The organism is Roseivivax sp. CAU 1753, from assembly GCF_054482575.1.
Genome location: NZ_JBTLRF010000002.1, coordinates 413462 through 439654, shown reverse-complemented (window position 1 = coordinate 439654; position 26193 = coordinate 413462). Strand labels below are relative to the sequence as shown.

The 26193-nt window shown below is 66.6% G+C and carries 21 protein-coding genes; 11 read left to right on the top strand and 10 right to left on the bottom strand.

Features of this window, described 5'->3' with window-relative positions; all coding sequences use genetic code 11:
- Positions 1–9: 9 nt before the first annotated feature.
- From ACXYMN_RS07065 to ACXYMN_RS07045, 5 genes are all read right to left on the bottom strand, one after another.
- Positions 10–768: a glycerophosphodiester phosphodiesterase family protein gene (locus ACXYMN_RS07065; protein WP_459012817.1), complete on the bottom strand. Its 759-nt coding sequence runs from the start codon at positions 766–768 to the stop codon at positions 10–12.
- Positions 769–770: 2 nt separating this feature from the next.
- Positions 771–1235 (bottom strand): RidA family protein, encoded by a 465-nt coding sequence (locus ACXYMN_RS07060; protein ID WP_459012816.1) that lies wholly within the window; start codon positions 1233–1235, stop codon positions 771–773.
- Positions 1236–1380: 145 nt separating this feature from the next.
- Positions 1381–2673 carry an HlyD family type I secretion periplasmic adaptor subunit gene (locus ACXYMN_RS07055; protein WP_459012815.1) on the bottom strand — a complete coding sequence of 431 codons (1293 nt, stop codon included), beginning with the start codon at positions 2671–2673 and terminating at the stop codon, positions 1381–1383.
- Positions 2670–4451 carry a type I secretion system permease/ATPase gene (locus ACXYMN_RS07050; RefSeq protein WP_459012814.1) on the bottom strand — a complete coding sequence of 594 codons (1782 nt, stop codon included), beginning with the start codon at positions 4449–4451 and terminating at the stop codon, positions 2670–2672. Before ACXYMN_RS07050 ends, ACXYMN_RS07055 begins: the two co-directional genes overlap by 4 nt.
- 58 nt (positions 4452–4509) lie before the next feature.
- On the bottom strand, positions 4510–6708 hold the full coding sequence (locus tag ACXYMN_RS07045) for a transglycosylase domain-containing protein (RefSeq protein WP_459012813.1): 2199 nt from the start codon (positions 6706–6708) through the stop codon (positions 4510–4512).
- A gap of 281 nt (positions 6709–6989) precedes the next feature.
- Between ACXYMN_RS07045 and ACXYMN_RS07040 the strand changes: the two genes are divergently transcribed.
- From ACXYMN_RS07040 to rlmH, 10 genes are all read left to right on the top strand, one after another.
- Entirely contained in the window at positions 6990–7328 is a 339-nt protein-coding gene (locus ACXYMN_RS07040; protein ID WP_459012811.1) for a P-II family nitrogen regulator, read from the top strand.
- 35 nt (positions 7329–7363) lie between these two features.
- A complete protein-coding gene (gene amt / locus ACXYMN_RS07035; RefSeq protein WP_459012810.1) occupies positions 7364–8677 on the top strand; it encodes an ammonium transporter in 1314 nt (437 codons plus the stop codon).
- Between the two features lie 326 nt (positions 8678–9003).
- On the top strand, positions 9004–11517 hold the full coding sequence (locus ACXYMN_RS07030) for a cation:proton antiporter (RefSeq protein WP_459012808.1): 2514 nt from the start codon (positions 9004–9006) through the stop codon (positions 11515–11517).
- Between the two features lie 68 nt (positions 11518–11585).
- The gene (gene smpB, locus ACXYMN_RS07025; RefSeq protein ID WP_459012806.1) at positions 11586–12059 is read left to right on the top strand and encodes an SsrA-binding protein SmpB; all 474 of its coding nucleotides are present in this window, start codon (positions 11586–11588) and stop codon (positions 12057–12059) included.
- Between the two features lie 65 nt (positions 12060–12124).
- Complete coding sequence (gene sseA / locus ACXYMN_RS07020) at positions 12125–12982, top strand: 3-mercaptopyruvate sulfurtransferase (protein ID WP_459012805.1); 858 nt, start codon at positions 12125–12127, stop codon at positions 12980–12982.
- Positions 12982–14166, top strand: coding sequence for an amino acid aminotransferase (locus ACXYMN_RS07015; protein WP_459012804.1), 1185 nt, complete (start codon positions 12982–12984; stop codon positions 14164–14166). Before sseA ends, ACXYMN_RS07015 begins: the two co-directional genes overlap by 1 nt.
- A 404-nt stretch (positions 14167–14570) precedes the next feature.
- Positions 14571–15560, top strand: a complete 990-nt coding sequence (deoC, locus tag ACXYMN_RS07010) for a deoxyribose-phosphate aldolase (RefSeq protein WP_459012803.1) — start codon at positions 14571–14573, stop codon at positions 15558–15560.
- 16 nt (positions 15561–15576) lie between these two features.
- Positions 15577–17913, top strand: coding sequence for an aldehyde dehydrogenase family protein (locus ACXYMN_RS07005; protein WP_459012897.1), 2337 nt, complete (start codon positions 15577–15579; stop codon positions 17911–17913).
- A 147-nt stretch (positions 17914–18060) separates the two neighbouring features.
- Positions 18061–18429 (top strand): ribosome silencing factor, encoded by a 369-nt coding sequence (gene rsfS / locus ACXYMN_RS07000; protein WP_459012802.1) that lies wholly within the window; start codon positions 18061–18063, stop codon positions 18427–18429.
- Complete coding sequence (gene rlmH / locus ACXYMN_RS06995) at positions 18430–18900, top strand: 23S rRNA (pseudouridine(1915)-N(3))-methyltransferase RlmH (protein ID WP_459012801.1); 471 nt, start codon at positions 18430–18432, stop codon at positions 18898–18900.
- A gap of 7 nt (positions 18901–18907) precedes the next feature.
- Here the strand turns inward: rlmH and ACXYMN_RS06990 are convergent, their stop codons facing one another.
- The 3 genes from ACXYMN_RS06990 to ACXYMN_RS06980 form a co-directional block, all read right to left on the bottom strand.
- A complete protein-coding gene (locus ACXYMN_RS06990) occupies positions 18908–19933 on the bottom strand; it encodes a succinylglutamate desuccinylase/aspartoacylase family protein (RefSeq protein WP_459012800.1) in 1026 nt (341 codons plus the stop codon).
- Positions 19934–19996: 63 nt separating this feature from the next.
- Positions 19997–21283 (bottom strand): multidrug effflux MFS transporter, encoded by a 1287-nt coding sequence (locus tag ACXYMN_RS06985; RefSeq protein WP_459012798.1) that lies wholly within the window; start codon positions 21281–21283, stop codon positions 19997–19999.
- 161 nt (positions 21284–21444) lie between these two features.
- The gene (locus ACXYMN_RS06980) at positions 21445–22098 is read right to left on the bottom strand and encodes a peroxiredoxin (RefSeq protein ID WP_459012797.1); all 654 of its coding nucleotides are present in this window, start codon (positions 22096–22098) and stop codon (positions 21445–21447) included.
- 156 nt (positions 22099–22254) lie between these two features.
- Between ACXYMN_RS06980 and ACXYMN_RS06975 the strand changes: the two genes are divergently transcribed.
- A complete protein-coding gene (locus tag ACXYMN_RS06975) occupies positions 22255–23700 on the top strand; it encodes an aldehyde dehydrogenase family protein (protein ID WP_459012796.1) in 1446 nt (481 codons plus the stop codon).
- 221 nt (positions 23701–23921) lie between these two features.
- Here the strand turns inward: ACXYMN_RS06975 and argJ are convergent, their stop codons facing one another.
- Together argJ and ACXYMN_RS06965 are read right to left on the bottom strand one after the other, a co-directional pair.
- Positions 23922–25157 carry a bifunctional glutamate N-acetyltransferase/amino-acid acetyltransferase ArgJ gene (gene argJ / locus ACXYMN_RS06970; RefSeq protein WP_459012795.1) on the bottom strand — a complete coding sequence of 412 codons (1236 nt, stop codon included), beginning with the start codon at positions 25155–25157 and terminating at the stop codon, positions 23922–23924.
- 1 nt (position 25158) lies between these two features.
- Positions 25159–26022 (bottom strand): peptidylprolyl isomerase, encoded by an 864-nt coding sequence (locus tag ACXYMN_RS06965; RefSeq protein ID WP_459012794.1) that lies wholly within the window; start codon positions 26020–26022, stop codon positions 25159–25161.
- Positions 26023–26193 lie beyond the last annotated feature (171 nt).

Below are 26193 nucleotides of genomic sequence, written 5' to 3'. Positions count from 1 at the left end.
GGCCGGGCTTCAAGCGTCGTATCCCTCGAACGTGATATTGTGCGCGATACGCCGCGCCTCGGCCTCCTGTTCGGGGCTGCGCACGGTCCAGCACAGCACCGGCAGACCGGCCTCGCGGATCTGGGCCACCCGCGCCATGTCAAGCGCCCGGCGGTCGTGCGAGATGAAGGCCGCGCCCACATCCTCGAGATCGGGGATCCCGGCAAGCCGTTCGCGCACCGCCGCCGGCAGCATCGGCCAGTCGCTCTGCTCGAACGCGGCGGTGGTCAGCCCGCGCGGAACGTTGGGCAGCAGTTGAGCCACCCGCGCGACGCTGTGGGGGTTGAACGACATCAGCGCGACCTCGCCCTGATAGTTCGCCAGCGCCGAGGCCGTCGCCGCCTCGAGCGCGCCGACATCGGTGCCCATCTCGCCGTCCTGATCCTTGATCTCGATCAGCAGCGGCACCTGTGCGGCAACCAGCGACAGGATATCGGTCAGGGTCGGGATCGTCTCGTCGCCGTGGCGCAGGGGGATAGCGGTCAACGCCTTGGAATCCCGGGCCAGGATCGCACCCGGCGTCGCCGTCAGCCGCTCAAGGTCGTAGTCGTGGAAGACCATGGCCTGACCGTCCCGCGACAACTGCACGTCGATTTCGATGCCATAGCCCTTCGCAATCGCCGCCTCGCAGGCCGCACGCGAATTTTCCGGTCGGTTGCGGGTCTTGTCGTGAAAGCCGCGATGCGCGATCGGGCGGTCGAGGAACCCGGCGGGAAGGGTCGGGTTCATGGTCAGTCGACCTCGAAGATGCCTTCGATCTCGACCGCAACCCCCAGAGGCAGGGACGCCGCCGAAACCGCAGAGCGCGCATGCCGCCCGGCATCGCCGAAGACCGCAACCATCAGATCGGAGGCGCCGTTGATGACCTTGGGCTGATCGGTGAAATCGGCGGTCGAATTGACAAAACCGGTCAGTTTCACCACCCGGCGAAGTCGCGACAGATCGCCGTCACAGGCCGCGCGGACCTGCGCAATCAGGCTGAGCGCACAGGATTTCGCCGCCTCGGCCCCGGCGCCGACATCCATGTCCTGTCCCAGCTTGCCAAGCGTCAGCCCGTCTTCTGACTGGCTGATCTGGCCCGATACGTAAAGCGTGCCGCCGCTGTTTACGTAAGGAACGTAGTTGGCGGCGGGCATGGGGGCATCGGGCAGCGTGAGGCCCAGATCGGAAAGGCGGGTTTCGATGGCGTTGCTCATGGCGCTCTCGCATTTGGTTGTTCGACGAAAGGCTACCCCCGGGACGCGCGGCAGGAAAGCAGGTTTCCGGTCTCGGGCCCGTCTCGGGGCCCGTCTCGGGGCCGGTCAAGGTCGGTCGGGGCCGGTCGGGGCCGGTCAGGGGCGGTCAGGCCTCGCGGAAGGCGCGGTTCATGTAATCCGTCAGCGGCTTGAGCAGGTAGGACAACGGCGTGCGGGCACCGGTGCGCAGAAACGCCTCGACCGGCATGCCCGGCACCAGATTGATGCCCTCCGGCAGCGCATCCTCGGCAAAGGTGATCTCGGCCCGGTAATAGGCGGTGCCCTGCTGGCGGTCGACCAGCGCATCCGCCGACACCCAGACCACGTTGCCATCGATGCGCGGCGTGGTGCGCTGGTCCAGCGCGGTCAATCGCAGCGTGACCGGCTGGCCGGGCCAAACGCGGTCGATCTCGGCGGGGGCGATCCGCGCCATGACGCGAAACGTCTCGTCCTGCGGCACCAGCGTCAGGATCGGATCGCGCGGCGCAATCACCGCGCGGGCGGCGGTGACGCGCAGATCATGCACCACGCCCGCGGTCGGAGCCACGATCTCAAGCCGCCTGCGGTCTTCGGCCAACGCGGCACGCTGGGCCGCCAGCAGCCGGGTGCGCGCCCGGACCTCGCGCAACTCTCCGATGATCTCGGCGCGGCGTTCGTCCTGCATGCGCGCGGCGGACGCGGCGATTTCCTCGATCTGGGTGCGGGTGGCGCTGGTGCGCGCCTCGAGCGATTCCAACCGTGTGTCAAGCTGCGCCGAGGTGCGGCGCAGGCTACGCACGCGGCTCATCTGCACCAGTCCCTGCGCAAGCAGACTTTGCTGGTCGGCCAGTTCCTCGGCCACGATCTCGGTCTCGATGAGGATGCCACGGCGTTCGGTGTCGATGGTGCGCAGATCCGCGTCAAGCCGGGCACGGGTCAGGCGGCGTTCCTCCTCGGCGCGCATGAGGGCAGCCGCGCGGGCCTCGAACAGGCGGGACTGGCCGGTCATCAGCTCGGCGACATCCGGGTCTTCCGCGCCGCGCTGGCGCAATTCCGCAACGAAATCGAGCGTATCTCGCCCGTCGCGCTCCGCCTCGTAACGCGCGCGGCGGGCCAGAAACTCGAAATACTGGCTGTCGGCCTCGGCAATCTCGGCGTCGATGCGGGTGGGGTCGAGCTGCAACAGCGTCTGACCCGCGGCGACGGTGTCGCCCTCGCGGATCGACACCGCGGCAACAACGCCGCCTTCGGGGTGCTGGACCACGATCTCTTCGGCGGCGACCTCGATCACGGCGGCGGCGATGACCGCGCCCTCGATCTTTGCCGACGCGGCCCAACCGCCCAGCCCCGCCCCCAGAAGGGCGATCACGGCAAGGCCCGCCAGCACGGTCGAGCGGATCGAGAAACCCGGGTCGGTCATGCGCCCCCCCCGGTGCCGGTCTTGCGCGCGGCGGTGGCGATCTTGGCGTGGTTCGAGACCCGCGCGCGCAGCACCTCCTCGCGCGGGCCGAAAGCCGTTCGCTGACCGTTCTCGAGCATCAGCAGCATATCGCATTCGGCGATCGCAGACGGGCGGTGCGCCATGATGATCGCCGCGCCCCGCGTCGCCTTGATGTGGCGGATCGCGGCATTCAGCGCCTCGCCGCCGGGGTGGTCCAGATGGGCGTCCGGTTCGTCGAGAACCAGCAGAACCGGATCGCCGTAAAGCGCCCGCGCCAGCCCGATGCGCTGCACCCGCCCGCCCGACAAGGGCGCACCGGGTGCGGTGATCGGCGTCTCGTAGCCCTGCGGCAATTGCAGGATCATGTCGTGCACACCGGCCGCCTGCGCCGCCTTCAGCACCGCCGCGTGGTCCGGTTCCGGGTCCATCCTGGCGATATTCTCGGCGACGGTGCCGTCGAACAGCGCCACCCGCTGCGGCAGGTAGCCGACAAGCCTGCCAAGGCGTTCGTCCTCGTAGCGGTCCAGCCGCGCGCCGCCCAGGCGGATATCGCCGATCCGCGGCGACCAGAGGCCCACAAGCGCGCGCGCCAGCGTGGTCTTGCCCGAGCCCGAGGGGCCGATGACGCCCAGCGCCTGCCCCGGTTCGAGGGTGAAACTGACGCTGCGCAGGGTCGGTTCGGGCTGGCCCGGGGGCACGATGGTCACGCTGTGCAGTTCGACCCGCGCCTCGGGGTCTGGCAGCGCCAGCAATTCGGGTGCCGCGGGGCGATCGCGGATGGCGCGCGACAGGGCCGCCGAGGCCGCCAGCGCGCCCGACAGCAGCCGCCATTGGCCGATGACCGTTTCGATGGGGGCCAGCGCGCGGCCCAGCAGGATGGAACTGGCGATCATCGCGCCGGGGCTGACGACACCCTGTATGGCCAGATAGGCCCCCAGACCCAGCATCGCCGATTGCAGCAGCAACCGGATCGCCCGGGCCGTGGCACTGAAGGCGCCGACCCGATCGGCCAGTGCGACGTGATCGTTCAGCCCGCGCCGCCGTTCGGCCTGCCAGCGGGTGGCGAGTGCCCGGCGCATGCCCAGCGCGAAGATCGTCTCGCGTTCTGACTTGGCGAGGGTTTCAAGCCGCAGGCTGGCGCGGGCGGAGGTGGCGAAATCGGCCTCGCGCTTGCGGGTCAGCCAGCGTTGCGACAGCGCGATGATGATCAGCGTGACGCCGCCCACGGTGGCCAGCACCCCGAGCCAGGGGTGAAAGAGGGTGATCGCCAGCAGAAAAAGCGGCGTCCAGGGGATGTCGAAAACCGAAGCCGCCGCCGTCGAGGACAGACCGCGCGTCATTGACGACAACGCGTCGGGGCCGGGGGCCGGGCCGCCGTCCTTCGCCGCTTCGGGGTCGAGCGCCACCTGGAAGGCCAACGGATCGAGCCGCGCCTGAAACCCGCCCGCGATCCGCGACAGCGCCCGCGCGCGCACCCCGTCGAGCAGACCCATCGCCGCGTAAAGGAAGACCGCCAGACCCGACAGCGCCACAAGCGTCTCGACCGAACCGGAACCGAGCACCCGGTCGTAGACCTGCAACATGTAGAGCGGGCCGGTGAACATCAGGATGTTCACCACGGCACTGAACAGCGCCACGGCCACCAGCCCGCGTCGCACCGATGCCCGTGCGCGGGCCAGTTCCACCTGTGCCGATACCACCTTGTCGCCCATACCGTTCCGATGTCCTCCGGGATCGCCGACAGGGTATGCCACCATTGGTTAGCTGTCCATTTACAGCGGCGCGATCAGATGAAATCGCGCGCGCCGCGTCGGGTCAGTTGCCGAACAGATCGCGCAGCACCTGATTGATGATCGCCTCGACCGGGTCCTTGGGGCGTTCGCGCCGCTGCTGACGCTGAGGTTGGCGTTGCGGTTGCGGCTGCGCCTGACGCTGGGGTTGCTGCTGGACCTGCGGCTGCGGGCGCGCGGGTTCGGACATCGGCAGATCGCGGGCCGGCAGACCGTCATGCACCCGGACCATGGCTTCTTGCCAGATCTCGGCGGGCAGGCCGCCGCCGGTCACGCCCGACAGCGGCGTGTTGTCGTCATAGCCCATCCAGACGCCCGCCACGTAATCGGCGGAGAACCCGACGAACCAGGCATCGCGCTGTTCGTTCGAGGTGCCGGTCTTGCCCGCGACCTGCCGCCCGGGCAATTGCGCCCGCGAACCCGTCCCTTCCGAGATCACCTTTTCCATCATGAAGACCAACTGCCGCGCGGCGTCTTCCTGGATCACCCGCTCGCCGATGCCGCCCGCGACATCCAGCAGCGGATCGCTGTCGCCCTGATAGCGCAGGCGCGTGACGCCGTAGGGGCTGACCGACGAGCCGCCGTTCAGAATGCCCGCGAAAGCGCCGGTCATCTCGAGCAGCGTCGCCTCGGACACCCCCAGCGCCACCGAGGGCGAATCGACGACGCGGCTGTCGATGCCGAAATCCGTCGCCACCTTGGCCACCAGATCGCGGCCCACGCTTTCGGAAATCTTGATCGCAGGGATGTTGAGCGACCGTTTCAGCGCATCGATCAGCGTCACCCGCCCGGCGTAGTTGCGGGTATAGTTCTCGGGGCACCACTGGCCTGAACCGGGCACGTTCATGCAGAACGGCTCGTCGACGACGGTGTCATAGGGCGAATAACCCAGCTCGAGCGCGGTTGCGTAGACGAAGGGCTTGAAGGCCGATCCGGTCTGCCGCTTGGCCTGGGTCGCGCGGTTGAAGACGCCGGACGCGCCGATCTTGCGCCCGCCGACCATGGCACGCACGGCCCCGTCGGCGGACATGATGATGATCGCCGCCTGCGCCTTCGAGCCGTCGCGGACCTTGGCCTCGAAGACGGTGGTGATCGCGGACTCGGCGGCGCGTTGCAGACGCGGATCGAGGGTTGTCGTGATCTCGACATCCTCGCGCGACGAGACGTCGGCGAAGGGCGGCAGCGTGTCCATAACCCAGTCGGCGAAATACCCGCCAGAGCGCCGTTCCGCCGCTTCGGACAGCGTCGCGGGGTTGGCGACGGCGTCGCGCGCCTCGGCATCGGTCAGATAGCCCTGTTCGTCCATCAGGCCGATCACCAGGTTGGCGCGGTTCTGGCTGCGTTCAAGGTCATTGGTCGGGGCCAGCGTCGAGGGAGCGGTCAGCAGACCCGCAAGCATCGCGGCCTCGGCGGGGTTCAACAGCGCCGCGGGCTTCGAGAAATAGCGCTGCGCCGCGGCTTCGGCGCCAAAGGCTCCCGCCCCGAGATAGGCCCGGTTGAGATAGATCGAGAGGATCTCGTCCTTGGAGTACTTGGCCTCCATGGCCAGCGAATAGATCGCCTCGCGCGCCTTGCGGGCGAGCGACGATTGCCGACAATCCTTGACGTAATCCGCTTCCGTCTCCCACACTTCGGGATCATAGCGCACGCCCAGACACAACAGCTTTGCGGTCTGCTGAGTGATGGTCGAGCCGCCATGCCCCTGAAGCGGGCCACGGCCTTCGCGCAGGTTGATGCGCACCGCCGAGGCGACGCCGCGCGGCGAGATCCCGAGATGCCAGTAGAAGCGCCGATCCTCGGTGGCGATCACCGCATGCTTGAGGTGACGCGACACGCTGTCGGCGGTGACGACGCCGCCGAACTGGTCGCCGCGCCAGGCGAAGACCTCGCCGTTGCGATCGTAAAGCGTGACAGAGCCTTGCGCGCGTCCGTCGAGCATCTGCGCGGCGGGCGGCAGCTGGGCATAGGTATAGGCAACCCAGAGCCCGACCAGCAGAACGAACACCAGCGCGATCCGCGACGTGACAACCCAGACGATCCGCCCGATCCATCGAAAGATGCCCAGAATGAAGGCGGCGAACCGGTTGCGGGGCACCTTGCGCGCGGGCTTGCGCCGCTTGGGCGTGGGCTTTTTCGCCGCAGGTTTGCTGGCAGCGGGTTTTGCCTTTGTAAAATAGCGTCGGTCGGCCACAAGCCGACCTTTGCGTTTGCCTGAATCACTCATCTGCCCTGCCCGGCGCCTCGTTGTTTCGGCGCAAGATAGTCATTTCCCGCCCGGTTGTGGACCAGCATCGCCCGCATAATTCATCTATTTTGTGCCTACCAAATAGGCATTCACCTATCAATGCCTTATTTTTAGGCAAATGGATCGGTTTTTGCGCCGAACGAGACCGCGAAAACCTTCCTAATCGGTCTCTCCGCGCCCTTACCTCGGCATGTGAAACGCAGGCCCCGACCTGCCAGACGGAATGCAGGCCCCGACCTGCCAAACGGAAAGGGACACAGGTGAAGCTTATCATTGCGACGATCAAGCCATTCAAGCTCGAAGAGGTGCGCGAAGCTCTGACCTCGATCGGCGTGCGCGGCATGATGGTGACCGAGATCAAGGGCTTCGGCTCTCAGTCCGGGCACACCGAAATCTACCGCGGCGCGGAATACGCGGTGAACTTCGTGCCGAAGATCAAACTCGAACTCGTGGTCACGGCCGCCATGGCCGACGAGGTCGTCGAGACGATCATCAAGACCGCCAAGACCGGCAAGATCGGCGACGGCAAGGTCTTCGTCCTCGACGTGGGTCAGGCGATCCGCGTGCGGACCGGCGAGTCAAACGCAGACGCCCTCTGAGCCCCTGCGCGACAAATTCAAGGAAACGGAATACCATGACACTTCTCAAGACGCTTATCCCGGCTGCTGCGCTGATCGCGCTGCCCAGCCTCGGTCTTGCACAGGAAGCCGAGGCGGCCCCTGACGTGAACGCCTATATCTTCACCACCCTGCTGTTCCTGATCGGCGGCTTCCTCGTTTTCTGGATGGCGGCGGGCTTTGCGATGCTCGAGGCCGGGCTCGTGCGGTCTAAGAACGTGACGATGCAGCTGATCAAGAACATCTCGCTCTTCTCGATCGCGGCGATCATGTACTGGCTGATCGGCTTCAACCTGATGTATCCCGGCGATGGCTGGTCGGTTGCAGGTGTCGTCGGCCCGTTCTTCTCGATCACCTCGCTGGAGCCCGTGGGCCTGGCAGCGGCGGATGCGTCGCTTGACTACGCATCGGTCGGATCGGACTTCTTCTTCCAGCTGATGTTCTGCGCCACCACGGCGTCCATCGTGTCGGGCACGCTGGCCGAGCGCATCAAGCTCTGGCCCTTCCTGATCTTCGTCGCGGTCCTGACCGGCGTGATCTACCCGATCGAGGCATCCTGGCAGTGGGGCGGCGGCTGGCTGTCGGAAGCGGGCTTCTCGGACTTCGCAGGTTCCACGCTGGTGCACGCAGCCGGTGGCTGGGCCGCCCTTGCAGGCGCGCTGGTCCTCGGACCCCGTATCGGCAAGTACAAGAGCGGCCGCACCGTCCCGATGCCCGGTTCCAACCTGGCTCTGGCGACCCTCGGCACGTTCATCCTGTGGCTGGGCTGGTTCGGCTTCAACGGCGGCTCGCAGCTGGCGATGGGCACCGTGGGCGATGTGACCGACGTCAGCCGCATCTTCGCGAACACCAACATGGGGGCCGCAGCAGGGGCCGTCGCGGCGCTGATCCTGTCGCAGATTCTCTACAAGAAGCCCGACCTCACGATGACGCTGAACGGCGCGCTGGCGGGCCTCGTGTCGATCACTGCCGAACCGCTTGCGCCGTCGCTGTTCGGGGCACTTCTGACCGGCGCTGTCGGTGGTGTGATCGTGGTCATCACGGTGCCGCTGCTTGACAAGCTGAAGATCGACGACGTCGTCGGCGCGATCCCGGTGCACCTTTGCGCCGGTATCTGGGGCACGCTGGCCGTGGCCTTCTACACCGGCAACTGGAGCGCGCAGATCCTGGGCATCGTTGCAATCGGCGCCTTCACCTTCGTGGTGTCGGGCATCGTCTGGATGGTCCTGAAGGTCACCATGGGCATCCGCGTGTCGGAAGAGGCAGAGATCACCGGTCTCGACATGACGGAACTGGGCATGGAAGCCTATCCCGACTTCACCACCGGCTGAGCGCAACGCTTACGCCTTGCCAAGACAGCGACCCGGGCGGCGACGCCCGGGTCTTTTTGTGCCGACCGGTATCAAGGCGGCGCGACGCCGCCGCGACGGCCCGCGCCGTCCGGCGATCCCGCGGGCCCGATGGCTTTCCGCGCGACCCCGCCCCGCCCCGCCCGATCCGCTCGCTCCGCCCGGGCCTCGAAGGCCCCGGACTCCCCCGTCAGGATCGCGGGCATGACCCCGAAGACCTCGGACACCCCGCGCAGAACCGGTAAATTCCGCAACAGCCGCGCAGATTTGATATGTCCCTTCGCCCCGCAAGACGATAGCTCAGAGGCATGGATGTCGTTGTGATCACCGCGATCATCGCGGGACTGTTTTTCATTCTGGGTGTGGCCGAGCCGCTCGCCGGACGCGCCCGGCTGCCCTATACGGTGATCCTTGCCGGGATCGGTATCGTCATCGGCCTGTCGGCGTCGTTCTTCCTGCGCACCGACATCACCGACGCGTTGAACCCGGTTGCCACCGCGATCCTGAACTTCCCGATCCGGTCAAACGTTTTCCTCTACGTCTTTCTGCCGACGCTGCTGTTCCAGGTCACGCTGGGCATGAACCTGCGACGGATGGCCGACGACTGGGTGCCCATACTCGTGCTGGCGGTGGTGGCGGTGTTCTTCTCGACCTTCGTGGTGGGCTGGTCGCTGTCCTGGGTCAGCGGTATCGACCTCGTGGCCTGCCTGCTGCTGGCCGCGATCATCTCGACCACCGATCCGTCGGCGGTGGTGTCCATCTTCCGGTCCATCGCGGCACCGCGCAGGCTGGCGCGGATCATCGAGGGCGAGAGCCTGATGAACGACGCCGCCGCCATCGCGCTGTTCGGCCTCTTGATGGGTTTCGTGATGCGCGGCGTGCCCGAGCCGTCCTGGCAGGATGCCCTGCTGCGCTTTCCGGGGCTGATCGGCGGCGGCGTGGCGGTGGGCATCGTGCTGGCCCGCGCGATGGTGTTCCTGATGTCGTTCTTCGACCGGCACGAGGCGGCGCAGATCTCGATCTCGGTGGCGCTGCCCTATCTGGCCTATATCGCCGCCGAACAAGTGCTCGGGGCCTCGGGGGTGATCGCGGTTGTGGCGGCAGGCATGACCATGACCGTCACCGCCCCCGGATCGATCAGCCCGACGAGCTGGGTCAACATGCGCGAGATCTGGAACCTCTTGTCGCATTGGGCAGGCGCGCTGATCTTCGTGCTGGCCGCGCTGCTGATCCCGCGCCTGCTGAGCGACGTGACCCTGACCGATATCGGGCTGATCCTGTTCGTTGCGCTGGCCGCGCTGGCGGCGCGTGCGGTGATCCTGTTCGGCCTGCTGCCGCTTCTCAGCCTCTTGCGCCTGTCCCCGGCGGTCGAGCCGCCCTATCGCGCGGCGATCCTCTGGGGTGGCCTGCGCGGCGCGGTGACGCTGGTGCTGGCCCTGGCGGTGACCGAAAGCCTGCGGGTGCCGCCCGAAACGCGGCGGATGGTGGGCATCCTGGCCACCGGCTACACCCTGTTCACATTGGTTGTGCAGGGTTCAAGCCTGCGTTGGGTGATCAGCAAGCTCGGGCTCGACAAGTTGTCGGCGCTGGATGCGGCACTGGCCAAGCAGGTCGTCGCCGTGGCGTTGCAGGCGGTGCGCGAAGACGTGGCCGAGACCACCAAAAACTACGATCTTTCGCACGAAACCGTACGGTCCGAGGCCAAGGCCTTCGGCGAACGGCTGGACGGTGCGGTCAAGGCCGCCGAAAACTCCGAAGATGTGCTCGACCGCGACCGCATCACGCTGGGGCTGGTGGCGCTGGCCTCGGCTGAACGGGATATCGTGATCGAGCGTATCCGCGAACGCGCCGTTTCGACCCGTCTGGCGGACCGGATCCTGACCGATACCGACCGGCTGGTGGAAGCCGCACGGCAATCGGGACGCGTCGGCTACCGGCGCGCCGCGCGCGGCTCTGTCGGGCTGAACACCTCGTTCCGACTGGCCGTCTGGCTGTTCAACCGGCTGAAGATATCGCGCCCGCTGGCGCGGCTGACGGCGGACCGCTTCGAGGTGCTGCTGCTGCAGGGTCTCGTGCTGCGCGATCTGGACGGCTTCATCGACCGGCGGATCCGCCGCATCCATGGCCGCCGGGTGGCCGACCTGCTGCACGAATTGCTGGCCCGACGCACCGAGATGGTCGAACAGGCGCTGGACGGCCTGCGCCTGCAATACCCGGGCTATGCCGAAGAGCTTGAGCGCCGCTTCATCCGCCGTACCGCGCTGCGCATGGAAAAACGCGAATATGACGAGTTGCAGGACGAGGGCCTGATCGGGATCGAGTTGCACACCGACCTGATGCAGCGCCTGCAACGCCGCGCCGCGCAGGAAGAAAAACGCCCCGCCCTCGATATCGTGCTGCAAAAGGCCGAGATCGCGCGGCAATTCCCGCTGTTCTCTGAACTGGACGAACCCAGCCTGCGCCGCCTCTCCAAGGCTCTGGTGACGCGCTACGCCGCCGAGGGCGACGTGATCATCAGCCGCAATTCCGCCGCCGACACGGTCTATTTCATCGCCTCCGGCGCGGTAGAGCTGCGGTCGCGCGGCATCGCCTACCGGCTTGGCCGGGGCGAACTTTTCGGCCAGCTGGCGATGCTTACCCAGTCCGCCCGTCGCGCCGAGGTGCGCGCCATCGCCCCCTGCACGCTGCTGGCACTTGACGAACAACGCTTCCGCCGCCTCCTGCGTCGGTCGAAGGCGATGCAGGACGCGGTCGCCGAAAGCGCCGAGAAACGCGGCATCCAGGTGCCCTACCTTGACGAAATCCGCGCCGCCGGGGGCTGAATTCGCCGCGCACCGACCCCATATCGGGCCATGGACAGCACCCGACAGAGACGTTAGCCAAGGCGACCATGGCCAAGAAAAGCGAAAACGAAAACTACAAGGTGATCGCCGAGAACCGGCGCGCGCGCTTTGAGTATGCCATCGAGGACGATGTCGAATGCGGCATCATGCTGCACGGTTCGGAAGTGAAGTCGCTGCGCCGGAATTCGGCCAATATCGCCGAGAGCTATGCCGAGGTGAAGAACGGCGAACTGTGGCTGATCAATTCCTACATCGCACCCTACGATCAGGCGATGTTCGGCCACGAGGATCGCCGCCCGCGCAAGCTTCTGGCGTCCAAGCGCGAATTGGCGAGGTTCTGGAACGAGACCCAGCGCAAGGGCATGACGCTGGTGCCGCTGGTGCTCTATTTCAATCATCGCGGCATCGCCAAGATCAAGATCGCCCTCGGCAAGGGCAAGAACGTCGCCGACAAACGCGAAACCCAGGCCAAACGCGACTGGAACCGGCAGAAGCAGCGGCTGATGAAGGACCATGGCTGAACTTGCCTCGGTGCCCGCGGGCGATTAAGCACGAAGCGCAGTGAAGTGACGAGACCGAGGTGGCCATGCCGACCGACGATCCCCGGACCCTTGTGTCCACCGACTGGCTGGATGCGCATCTGAAAGACCCCGATCTTCGGGTCCTCGATGCAAGCTGGTATCTTCCCGACGAAAAGCGCGATGCCAAAGCCGAATACGACGCCGCGCATATCCCCGGCGCGCGGCACGTGGATATCGACGATCTCAGCGATGCGCGCTCGGACTTGCCGCACATGGTGCCGCCGCCCGAGAAATTCATGAGCCGGATGCGCGCCATGGGCGTGGGCGATGGCCACCAGGTCGTGGTCTATGACGGCGCGGGCCTGTTTTCGGCGGCACGGATCTGGTGGCTGTTCCGCCTGATGGGCCATTCCGACGTCGCCGTGCTCGATGGTGGCTTTCCGAAATGGCTGGCCGAAAAGCGCCCGGTCGAGGACATGCCCCCGATCATCCGCGACCGGCACATGACGGTGCGACGTCAGGCCCAGATGGTGCGCGATGTCACGCAGGTCTCCTCGGCGATGAAACTGCGCACCCACGAGGTGATCGATGCCCGCTCGCCGGGCCGCTTTCGTGGCGAAGATCCCGAACCCCGGGCGGGCCTGCGATCCGGGCATATTCCCGGATCGAAGAACGTGCATTACGCCACGCTGCTGAACGACGACGGCACGATGAAGGACCCCGAGGGGCTGAAGGCCGCGTTCGCGGCGGCTGGCGTCGATCTTGCACGGCCCGCGATCACCACCTGCGGCTCGGGGGTCACCGCCGCGATCCTGAGCCTGGCCATGGATCGGCTCGGCAAGCACGACCATTCTCTTTATGACGGCTCATGGTCCGAATGGGGCCAGTTCCCCACCCTGCCCGTCGCAACCGGAGACGACTGATGTTCGAAAATCTCAAGGAACAACCCGCCGACAAGATCCTCGCGCTGATGGCGGCCTACAAGGCGGACCCGCGCGAGGGCAAGATCGACCTCGGCGTCGGTGTCTACAAGGACGCCTCCGGCAAGACGCCGATCATGCGTGCGATCAAGACCGCCGAACGCCAGCTTTGGGAAACCGAAGAGACCAAGTCCTATACCGGGCTTGCGGGCGATCCGCTGTTCGGTCAGCGCATGGCCGACCTGGTGCTGGGCGATGCGGTCGCGATGGACAAGGTGGCGACGGCAGCGACCCCGGGCGGCACCGGAGCCGTGCGCCAGGCCTTCGATCTCATTCGCATGGCCAATCCGGACGCGCGCGTCCACGTTTCGGACCCGACATGGCCCAACCACCTGTCGATCCTGAAGCACATGGACATCCCCTTCACCCCCTACCGCTACTTCGACAGCGAGACCGGCGGCGTCGACTTCGACGACATGATGGCGGACCTGGCCAAGGTGAAGAAGGGCGACGTGGTTCTTCTGCATGGCTGCTGTCACAACCCGACCGGCGCCAATCTCAATATCGAAGAGTGGAAGGCCGTCGCGGACCTGTTGAACAAGCACGGTGCGGTGCCGATGATCGACATCGCCTACCAGGGCTTCGGCGACGGGCTTGACGCCGATGCCGCCGCGACCCGGCTGGTGGCCGCGCATTGCCCCGAGACGCTGATCGCGGCCTCGTGTTCGAAGAATTTCGGCATCTACCGCGAACGCACCGGGTGCCTGATGGCCATCGCCCATGAAGACGGTCGCCAACAGCGCAACCAGGAAACCCTGGCCTATCTCAACCGCCAGAACTATTCGTTTCCGCCCGATCACGGCGCGCGCCTGGTGCTGATGGTGCTGGGCGATGCCGACCTGCGCGCCGACTGGCAAGCCGAGCTTGAGGACGTGCGTCTCGGCATGCTGCGCCTTCGCGAGCAACTGGCGACCGAGCTGCGCGAGCTCTCGGGCTCCGACCGCTTCGGATTCCTGGCGCAGCACCGCGGCATGTTCTCCCGGCTGGGCGTCGGCCCCGACAAGGTCGAGGCGCTGCGCGACAAGCATGGTATCTACATGGTCGGCGACAGCCGGATGAACATTGCCGGCCTCAATGCCGAAACCATCCCGAAACTGGCCCGCGCGATCATCGACGTCGGCTGCTGATCCGATTGTGCAGGCACGCCTGCACAGGTCATGTCACCCGAGGCCAGGGGCCTCGGGCTCCGGTTTTGCCTCCGGCGGGAGTATTTGACGTCCGGTCGTAACGCTCTGTTAAGCTTGGTCGGCGATCCTCGTCTTGCGGTACAGGCGGGAGCGCCGATGGCCGTGTCCGGTCGTGACCCCGTCACACCAAGCCCCGTCTTCGTTATCGAAGGCGGGGCATTTCTTCGTGTCTGTTCACGATCGGACCAGAAATACTCCGGAGAGCGCGAGAAGCAGCGCCTCTCGCAGGCGCAGGGCTTGCACTGCGCCTCTACGTCGGATCCCGCGTGACGGCGCGGCATATCTTGCCCCCGGTGCCGCACCGTGCGAGCGTCATCATCGAACATCGACAGGAGGGAGGCGTCATGCAGGCCACCCATGCGACCCAGACCGCGCATCTGCCCCAGATTGTCGAGCCGCGCAACCCGGGGCTTGCGCTGGATCTCGACTGGGTGATGCGCGCGACCGCGAACCGTTCGGCGATCGAGCGGCGTGCCGCGTCGTTGCCGGGGCGGCGCAGTGTCAAGAAGGACCATCAGGCGGCCTGGCTTGCCCGAGCGATTGCCTGCATCGACCTGACCACGCTTGCGGGCGACGACACCGAAGGGCGCGTTCGTCGTCTATGCGCCAAGGCCCGCCAGCCGGTCCGGGCCGATCTGCTGGACGCATTGGGATTGCCTGGCCTGACCGTTGGCGCGGTCTGTGTCTATCACGACATGGTCGCGCCCGCTGTGCGGTTCCTCGACGGCTCGGGAATGCCCGTGGCGGCGGTCTCGACCGGGTTTCCCGCCGGGCTGTCGCCGTTTCACCTGCGCGTGGCCGAGATCGGCGAGAGCGTCGCGGCGGGGGCGTCAGAGATCGACATCGTCATTTCGCGCCGTCACGTGCTAACCGGGAACTGGCAGGCGCTCTACGACGAGATGCGGGCCTTCCGTCAGGCCTGCGGCGATGCGCATGTGAAGGCGATCCTGGCCACAGGCGAGCTGGGCACCCTGCAGAATGTCGCGCGCGCCAGCCTTGTCTGCATGATGGCGGGGGCCGATTTCATCAAGACCTCGACCGGCAAGGAAAGCATCAATGCCACCCTGCCGGTGTCGCTGGTGATGATCCGCGCGATCCGCGACTATCACGATGCGACCGGCTTCCGCGTCGGTTACAAGCCCGCGGGCGGCATTTCCAAGGCGAAGGACGCGATCACCTATCTTGCGCTGATCAGGGAAGAACTGGGGCGCGAATGGCTGTCGCCGCATCTCTTCCGGTTTGGTGCTTCCAGTCTTCTGGGCGATATCGAGCGGCAATTGGAACACCACGTTACCGGTGCCTATTCGGCAAGCTGGCGACATGCGATGGCCTGAGGGCCGGGGGACGATCATGGGCGTGACGGAGATTTTCGAGAACATGGAATACGGCGCGGCCCCCGAGGCGGCGGGCGACGCGCTGGCCTGGATCACCGACCAGGGGGCGCGGTTCGGCCATTTCATCGACGGCGCCTTCGGCAAGCCGGGTGCCACCTTCGAGACCACGAACCCCGCCAATGGCGAGGTGCTGGCCTTGATCACCCAGGGCACCGAGGCGGACGTCGCTGCGGCGGTCGCGGCGGCCCGACGTGCCCAGCCCAGGTGGGAAAAACTGGGCGGTCCGGCGCGTGCGCGGTATCTCTATGCCATCGCCCGACTGCTCCAGAAACATGCGCGGCTTTTGGCAGTGCTCGAGACGCTGGACAACGGCAAGCCCATCCGCGAGGCGCGGGATATCGACATTCCGCTGGCGCAGCGGCATTTCTACTATCACGCGGGCTGCGCGCAACTGATCGACGAGCAGATGCCGGGGCGCGTGGCGCAGGGCGTCTGCGGCCAGATCGTGCCGTGGAACTTTCCGCTGTTGATGCTGGCGTGGAAGATCGCTCCGGCATTGGCGATGGGCAATACGGTGGTCCTCAAGCCCGCCGAATGGACGTCGCTGACGGCGCTGTGTTTTGCCGATATCTGCCGACAGGCGGGGCTGCCCGCGGGCGTCGTGAACATCGTCACCGGCGATGGCGACACCGGTGCGGCGCTGGTCGCGGCCGAGGTCGACAAGATTGCCTTCACCGGCTCGACCGAGGTGGGGCGGCGCATCCGTGCGGCCACCGCAGGGACCGGCAAGGCCCTGACGCTCGAGCTGGGGGGCAAGTCGCCCTATGTGGTCTTCGAGGATGCGGATATCGATTCCGCGGTCGAGGGGTTGGTCGATGCGATCTGGTTCAACGGCGGGCAGGTCTGCTGCGCGGGGTCCCGACTGCTTGTGCAAGAAGGCATCGCAGAGCGGTTTCACGCCAAGCTGCGCGCCCGGATGGACAAGCTGCGGATCGGCGATCCGCTGGACAAGAGCATCGACGTGGGTGCCATCGTCCACCCCGAGCAATGCGCCCGGATCGCAGCGCTGGTGGACCAGTCGGACGGCACGATCTACCGCGCAGCGCAGTCGGTGCCCGAGGGCCGTTACTATCCGCCGACGCTGATCTCGGACCTGGCCCCCGCCTCGCCCCTGATGCAAGAGGAAATCTTCGGCCCGGTGCTGGTCTCGACCACCTTCCGCACCCCGTCAGAGGCGGTGGAGATCGCCAACAACACGCGCTACGGGCTGGCGGCCACGGTCTGGTCGGAAAACATCAATGTCGCGCTCGACATCGCGCCGCGGCTGATGGCGGGCGTGGTCTGGGTGAACGGCACCAACATGTTCGACGCTGCCGCCCCGTTCGGGGGCATGCGCGAATCCGGGTTTGGCCGCGAAGGCGGGCCCGAGGGGCTGATGGCCTACACCAAGCCCGCGGGCAAGACCAAGGCGCTCAAGCGCATCGCGCCGTTCCAGGGCGACGTGGCCGAACCGCAGCCGGTGGACCGGACCGCCAAGCTCTATATCGGCGGCAAGCAGGCGCGCCCGGATGGCGGCTATGCGCAGGCGGTGTTCGACGGCAAGGGGCACCTCTTGGGACAGGCCCCCATTGCCAACCGCAAGGATGTGCGCAACGCCGTCGAGGCCGCACGCGCCGCAACAGGCTGGGCTGGCGCGACGGCGCATAACCGCGCGCAGGTACTCTATTATCTGGGCGAGAACCTGTCGGCGCGGGGCGATGAGCTGGCGGGGCGCATCGACCGCATGACCGGCAAGAAGGGCGGCAAGGCCGAGGTCGAGACGGCAACCTCGCGGCTGTTCGAGGCCGCCGCCTGGGCCGACAAGTTCGCAGGAGAGGCCCGCGCGGTGCCGATGCGCGGGCTGGCCATGGCGCTGCGCGAACCCACCGGCGTGATCGGCGTGCTCTGTTCCGACGACGCGCCGCTGGCCGGGCTGGTGTCGGCGATGGCCCCGGCGCTGGCGATGGGCAACCGGCTGGTGATCGTCGCCTCCGAGGCGTTTCCGCTGATCGCGCAGGAACTGACCCAGATCCTCGAGACGTCGGATGTGCCGGCGGGTGCCGTGAACCTGCTGACCGGCCCGCATGACGCGCTGGCGGCAACGCTGGCCGATCACGCCGATGTGGATGCGGTCTGGTCCTTTTCCGGCGCCGACATCTCGGCCGAGATCGAGCGGCGCGCGGCAGGCAACCTCAAGCGGACATGGGTCAACCATGGCCAGGCGCGCGACTGGATGGGCGATGCGGGGGCGGCGCGGGCCTTTCTGGAGGCCGCGACCGAGGTCAAGACCGTGTGGGTTCCCTACGGTGCGTGACCCGCACTTATTGAGATTTGGCCCTCGCGGTGTTATCTTGGTTGCATCCCATGCGCCGGGGGATGAATCCGGTGACTATGTACGAAGGAGGACGATGTCCTGTTGCCCTACGCTTCTGCGGCCCGTGCCGCTGAACTTGGGGGCCCGATGACGGGCCATACCCCAGTAAATCCATCGAGCGAGCAATTCCTCGATGCGATCCTCGAAACTCTTGATGACATGAAAGCCGAAGACATCGTGCAGATCGACCTGCGCGGCAAGACGTCATTCGGCGATTACATGGTGGTTTGCTCTGGCCGGTCCTCGCGTCAGGTCGCGGCCATTTCGGAAAAGGTGGCGGATGACCTCAAGGCCCGTTTCGGTATCCTGTCCAAGGTCGAAGGTCGCGAGACCGGCGATTGGGTGCTGATCGATGCCGGTGACGTGATCGTGCATGTCTTTCGTCCGGAAGTGCGCGATTTCTACCAGATCGAGAAGATGTGGGCGCCTGCGGTCACCACGGCCAAAGCCCAGTAGGTGCGGCTGCACCTTTGCGTCGTCGGACGGCTTCGCAAGGGGCCTGAAAAGACGCTTGTCGACGATTATCTCGACCGAGCGGGAAAAACCGGGCGGGGCATGGGCCTTGGCCCGGTTTCCGTTGTCGAGGTCGAGGACAGGAAGGGCGGCGGCATGGCGGCAGAGGCCGCCCTGCTGCGGCGCGCGGTGCCGACCGGCGCGGTGCTGTGCTGCATGGACGAACGCGGCAGTGCGCTGAGTTCGCCGGGTCTGGCCGACCAGATCGCCAGATGGCGCGACACCGGGCGGCAGGACGTCGCCTTTGTCATCGGCGGGGCCGACGGGATCGACCCCGGGTTGCGCGACGCGGCGGATTTCAGCCTGTCGCTCGGCGCGATGGTCTGGCCCCACATGCTGGCCCGGGTGATGCTGTCAGAGCAGCTTTACCGGGCGACGGCGATTCTGGCGGGCACGCCGTATCACCGGGCCTGAGGCAGGCTCAGATAATTTCGTCCTCGTCGTAAAGCGCAGGCAGTTCCAGATGGTCGGACAAGGCGTCGGGTGCCAGCGGCCGCGCCGGGGTGGCGATGTGGAAACAGGCATCCCCTTCGTTGACCACCGGCAGGTTGGTGCGCCCGATGACGATGCCCGCCTCGGCGGCGGTGATCTCTTCGTCGATGTGCCCGAACGGGTCCGACACGATGCCCAGCACCGCGCCCGCATCGACATAGTCGCCCGCCGCCTTCAACGTCCGCAACAATCCCCCCGAGGGCGCGCGCACCCAGGACGACCCGTCGCAGAACACCGATGCGCCGCGCGGCTTGGGTACGCCGCGCCCGCCGATCATGCCAAGGCTCTGCATCACCCGCAGGATCCCGGCCACGCCCGCACGCGCCGCCGTCTCGTCAAAGCGCAGGCCCTCGCCCGCCTCGTAGAGCAGCACGTCGACGCCCGCCGTGTCCGCCGCCCCCCGCAGCGACCCGTCGCGCACCCGCGATGTCATCGTAACCGGCGCGGCAAAGGCGCGGCCCAGTTCGGCCAGACGCGCATCGTTCGGCGTCAGCCGGATCTGCGGCAGGTTGGTGCGGCCCACCGCCGCCGAATGCAGATCGATGCCGACATCGCAGCGCGACACGATCTCTGTCATGAAGATATCGGCCAGCCGTGCCGCCAGCGATCCATGCGCCGAGCCGGGGAAACACCGGTTGAGATCGCGCCGGTCGGGCAGATAGCGCGAATGGTTCAGAAAGCCGAAGGTGTTCACCACCGGCACCGCGATCAGCGTTCCTGCCAGTCGCGACAGGTGCTGCGCCCCGAGCACGCGGCGCACGATCTCGACGCCGATGACCTCGTCGCCATGCACCGCCGCAGAGACGAACATCACCGGCCCCGGGCGGCGTCCATGCACGATCTCGGCGGACAGGTGGACCGGCGTGTGATCCGACAGGACCGATACCGGCAGATCGACTGAGGCGCGCGTTCCGGGTGCAACCGTGATGTCGCCAATCTCGAAGGGCTGGGGCATGGGCGTAATCCTCACCGGGGTCCCTTGCGCGATACGCGAATGACGTGCCGGTGCCAAGCGTCCTCAGGCGCGGCGGCGCTGAAACAGGCTCCAGTTCTCGGCATAGGCCGCAAGGCTCAGCGACAAGAAGCCCAAGGCCGCGAAACCACCGAACATCGGCAGCACCGTGCCGTCATAGAGATAGCCCAGCGCGGCCCCGATCAGCCCGCCGCCCAAAGTCTGCACCGTGCCGAGAACCGCCGACGCGGTGCCTGCCACATGGCCCAGCTCTTCCATCGCGAGCGCGTTGAAGTTGGACGGGATGAAGCCGAAAAAGCAAAACTGCGGGATCAGCAGAAGGATGAACCAGAACAGCGGCAGCGCGCCGTCAAAGCGTGCCGCAAGGGCAAAGTGCAAAAGCGCAAGCATCGCAAAGCCCAGAAGCGCGCCGTGGCTCAGGCGGCGGGTGCCGACGATGCGGACAAGGCGCGAGTTGGCAAAGCTGCTTCCGGCCATGAAACAGGCGACCAGCGCGAAATACAGGGTGAACTCCGGACCGATGCCGTAGACCTCGGTATAGACCTGCTCGGCCTGGCTCACGAAGGAAAACAGCACGCCGAAGAAAGCCCCGGTCGCCAGCGTGTAGCCGAAAGCCCGGCGGTTGGTGAAGATGATGCGGAATGCCTCGAGGACGCGCGCCACGGTCAGTTCGCGGCGATCTTCGGGCCGCAGGGTCTCGGGCAGGCGCAGATAGCTCCAGACGAAGGCGGTGCCGCCGAACAGGAACATCACCCCCGCCAGCAGCCGCCAGTCGCCGAACATCAGCACCACGGAGCCGAGGTTGGGCGCGAAGACCGGCATCACCATGAAGACCATCATCACCAGCGACATGACCGAGGCCATCGCCTCGCCCTTGAACCGGTCACGCACGACCGACAACGCCACGACGCGGGTTGCCCCCGCCCCGATCCCCTGGATCAGACGCAGCCCCAGCAGCGCCTCGAACGAGATGGCAAAGGCCGCCGCGATGGCCGCGACGCAATAGATCGCAAGTCCGGCAAACAGCACCGGCCGCCGCCCGAACCGGTCCGACAGCGGCCCGTAGATCACCTGGCTCGCGCCGAAGCCGATCACGTAGAAGCCGATAACCAGCTGGCTCGCGTTCGGGTCGGTCACCGCCAGGGCCGCGCCGATATCGGACAGCGCCGGGATATAGATGTCGATCGCCGCCGCATTGAGCGCCATCAGGAACGCCACCATCGCGACGAATTCCCAATAGGGCAGCCGCTCGGACGCGGATCCGGCAGGGCGCGCCGCAGAGTTGGACACGGAGGCGGAATCGCGGGCGGGTTGATCGGGCATGGCGGTCATAAGAGGTCCAGACGCACGGAGTGGAAAGAAAAACCCGACGCGGAATGGCACCACGTCGGGTCTGCTGTCTACTAGATACGTCGCTCAAAGGCATCCACCAGTCCTGCAACGGCGCTGTATCGCACATGCGCTGTGCAGCGGCGGACGCCCGCCGTCCGCGATCAGGCGGGCAGTTTCGCCATCCGCAGGTAGGGCAGCACGGTCTGATACTGGCCGAACTTCTCGCGCGCGTCCTCGTCGGACACCGACGTGGGGATCACGACGTCGTCGCCGACGTTCCAGTCGGCCGGGGTCGCAACCGTGTGCTTGGCGGCAGTCTGCAGCCCGTCGATGGCGCGCAGCACCTCGGCGAAGTTGCGCCCGACGTTCATCGGATAGGTCATCGACAGCTTGAGTTGCTTGTCGGGGCCGATGATGAACACGGCGCGCACGGTGGCGGTGTCGTTCGGGGTGCGACCGTCGGCCAGGTAAGCCTCGGCGGGCAGCATGTCGAACGCCTTGGAAACCGCGAGTTCGGTGTCGGCGATGATCGGGAAGAACGCCTTGGCCCCCGCGGTGCTTTCGATGTCCTTCTTCCAGCGCTTGTGCTCTTCGGCATCGTCGACAGAGACGCCGATGACCTTCACGCCGCGTTTTTCCCATTCGTCCTTGAGCCGGGCGACAGCACCGAATTCGGTGGTGCAGACCGGGGTGAAATCCTTGGGATGCGAGAACAGGACAGCCCAGCTGTCACCGATGTAGTCGTGCAGGCTGAGCGTGCCGTGGTCGGTGTCCACGGTCAGGTCGGGGATGGTGTCGTTGATGCGCAGGGCCATGAGGAGCCTCCGTTTAGCGATTGCGTCTTCGTTGTATCTAGGACCTGCGTGCCGCCATTGCATCCCCCGATTTGGAGCGTCATGAATGGCGGATGTTATGATCTGATGTCCGGGCAGACGGGCCCGGACCCCTGCCTTTTGAAACGGGAGAGCACGATGCTCGACAAGCGCAAATTCTTCATCGACAACGCCTGGGTGGATGCCCTCGACGGCACGGATCACCAGGTCATCGACCCCTCTACCGAAGAGGCATTCGCGACCATTTCGCTGGGTGGTCAGGCCGATACCGATGCCGCCGTCGCCGCCGCCAGGGCGGCCCTGCCCGGCTGGATGGATACCCCTGTGGCCGAGCGGATCGCGGCGGTTGAGCGGCTGCTTGACGCCTACAAGGCGCGCGCCGACGATATGGCGAAGGCCATGAGCCAGGAAATGGGCGCGCCCATCGATCTGGCCAGCCGCAACCAGTTCGGCGCGGGGGCCTATCACCTCAAGAACTTCATCCGCGCCGCCAGGGAATTCGCCTGGGAGGCCCCGCTGGGCGATCACGCGCCCAACGACCGGATCATCCACGAAGCCGTCGGTGTCGCGGCCCTGATCACACCGTGGAACTGGCCGATGAACCAGATCACCCTGAAGGTCGGCGCCGCCGCCGTGGCGGGCAATACGATGGTGCTGAAGCCGTCAGAGGAAAGCCCGATCTCGGCACTGATCTTTGCCGAATGCGTCGCCGCGGCGGACTGGCCCAAGGGGGTTTTCAACCTGGTGAACGGCGATGGCGCGGGCGTCGGGTCGCAGCTTTCGTCGCACCCGGATGTGGACATGGTCAGCTTTACCGGCTCGACCCGGGCGGGCACGCTGATCTCGAAGGCCGCCGCCGACACGCTCAAGCGCGTGCACCTGGAACTTGGCGGCAAGGGGGCGAACCTGATCTTCGCCGATGCGGACGACAAGGCGGTCAAGCGCGGCGTGCTGCACATGATGCAGAACTCCGGGCAAAGCTGTAACGCGCCGTCGCGGATGATGGTCGAGGCCTCGGCCTATGACCGCGTCGTCGACGAGGCGGCAGAGGTCGCGGCCAAGGTGTCGGTCGGCCCCGCCTCCGAGGCAGGCCGCCACATCGGGCCCGTGGTCAACCGCACCCAGTGGGACAAGATCCAGGGGCTGATCCAAACCGGTATCGACGAGGGCGCGCGGCTGGTCGCGGGCGGACCGGGCCTGCCCGAAGGCATGAACAAGGGCTTTTTCGTGCGGCCCACGGTCTTTGCCGACGTGACCCCGGATATGACCATCGCGCGCGAGGAAATCTTCGGGCCGGTCTTGTCGATCATGAAGTTCGCCGACGAGGGCGAGGCGCTGCGCCTGGCCAATGACACGCCCTATGGGCTGACCAACTACGTACAAAGCACCGATGGCGCGCGGCGCAACCGACTGGCGCGCAAGCTGCGGTCAGGCATGGTCGAGATGAACGGCGAGGAACGCGCGGCGGGCTCGCCCTTCGGTGGCATGAAACAGTCGGGCAATGGCCGCGAGGGCGGGTCCTGGGGCATCCATGACTTCGTCGAGGTCAAGGCGGTGTCCGGCTGGGACCCCGAGGCGGAGTAGGACCGCGGCATCCGACGAGGCCCCGGATCGGGTCCGGGGCCCGGGGGCGCGTTCCGGTCCCGGCCCTGCGCCGCGACCTCGTCGACCCGGGACATATGCCCGCGATCCACGCGCCCGGAGGCACCGGGTCACGGAGGCCAGCAACAGAGCCCGCGCCCGCGCCTTGCGCGGCCGACAGCGTCTTCGCCCCGGCACGATGTCCGCGGTCCGCGACGTCGCGCCTAGGATCTGTAGTCGGCGTTGATCGAGATGTAGCCATGGGTCAGATCGCAGGTCCAGACCGTCGCTGCCCCGCTGCCCAGCCCCAGATCCACGTTGATGTCGATTTCGGGCGCGCGCATCACCGCCGCGCCTTGGTCCTCGTGGTATTCGGGCGAAACCCAGCCCTTCTCGGCCACCAGCACATCGCCGAAGCGGATCGACAGCAGGTCCCGGTCCGCGGCCGCGCCGGATTTCCCGACAGCCATGACGATCCGGCCCCAGTTCGGGTCTTCCCCGGCAATCGCGGTCTTGACCAGCGGCGAGTTCGCGATCGACATCGCATGGGTCCGGGCGTCGGCATCGCTTGCCGCGCCTGTCACCGCGACGGTGACGAATTTCGTCGCCCCTTCGCCATCCTTGACCACCTGATGCGCCAGATCGCGGAATACCCCGTACAGCGCGTCGACGAAAGCCGCGTCCGCTGTCGTCACCCGCACGCCCGAGGCGCCCGTTGCCCCCATCAGCAACGTGTCCGACGTCGAGGTGTCGCTGTCCACGGTGATGCAGTTGAAGGTCCGCGCGTTGATCGACGACACCATCTCCTGCAACTCCGCGCGGGCGATGGCGGCGTCGGTGAAGATGTAGACCAGCATCGTCGCCATGTCGGGCGCGATCATGCCCGAGCCCTTGGCGATGCCCGCGATCCTGACGGTCCGGCCGCCCAGCTCGATCTCGGCAGAGGCCCCCTTGGGGAAGGTGTCGGTCGTCATGATTGCCGATGCGGCCGCCTCGATGCCGGTTTCCGACAGTCCCGCCACCAGATCGGCGACCTTGGCGGTGATGCGGTCATGCGGCAGCCGTTCGCCGATCACGCCGGTCGACGAGGTGAAGACCCGCGCTGGCGGCAGGTCCATTGCCGTCGACACGGCTTCGCAGAGCGCGTGCACCGAGGCGTCGCCCGCGCGCCCGGTGAAGGCGTTGGAATTGCCCGAATTCACCAGAATCGCGGCACCGTCGCCCTCCTTCGGATCGAGCCCGATCTTGGTCTGGCAGTCGAGCACCGGCGCCGACCGGGTGGCCGAGCGTGTGAACACGCCCGCGACGCTCGATCCCGGTGCCAGATGGGCCAGCATGACGTCGGTGCGCCCGGCATAGCGCACCCCTGCCGCGACGGTGGCGAACCGGACGCCCTTGATCACCGGCAGATTCGGGAACGCCTCGGGTGCCAGCGGCGAGCGACCGGTGATCTTGGCCATCTTACTCTCCGTTCAGCAGATCGACGCGGGTCAGCAGTTCGGGGTCCAGCTCGGCCCCCGGGCGCGTCACCTCGGCATCGGCGACAAGCGCCTCGATCGCCTCTTCGACGACCTGTTGCATCAGCGTCTGCTCAAGCTGGGCGCGCACCTCCTCGAGGGCGGGGGCTTCCTTCAGGCGGGTCTCGTTCAGCTTGACCACGTGCCAGCCGAACTGGGTCTTCACCGGGGCGGACACCGCACCGGGTTCAAGTGTTTCCACCGCGGTCTGGAATTCGGCCACCATCTGACCGGCAGAGAACCACCCGAGGCTGCCGCCACCGGGGCCCGACGGTCCGGTCGACTTTTCCTTGGCCAGCTCCGCGAAATCCGCGCCGCCTTCGATCTCTGCGACGAGCGCCTGCGCCTCTTCCTCGGTCTCCACGAGGATGTGCGACGCGTTGTATTCGGTCGCGCCGCCTTCGATGGCGAACTCCGCCTCATAGGCCGCCCGGATGGCTTCTTCGCTGACAGCGCCGTCCGAGATGGTGTTCACCGCTTCGGAGGCCAGCAGCGCGCGCTCTTCGTTCTGCAGCGCGATCCTGACGGTGTCGGTCGCGACCGCGCCATCCGACTGCGACAGTGCCTCTTGCTGGATCAGCTGGTCGAGGATGCCATTGAACAGCACATCCGCGGGCAGTTGCTGATATTGCTCCGGCAGGCTCGCGCGCACCATGATCATGTGGCCGAGCGTGATCTCCTGGCCGTTGACCGTGGCCATGACGGTGGACAGATCTGCCTCCCCGCCGGCGGCCTCATCCTGCGCGAACGCGGGGGCCGCCACGGCAATCAGCGCCGCGGTTGCAAGTTTCAGGCTCAGTCGGGGCATGTTTACACCTCTTTCTGCGGCCCCTTGGAGGGCAGCGTTGACACTCACAGGACCGACGCTTACATCGCCAATTGGCTGTCGGCAGCCGGTCTTTTCTCTGCGTTTGTGTATGGGCTCGGTGCAAGACGGGCAAGCAGTTGCCGGCACACGAGATAGTGACAGGCGAAAGAG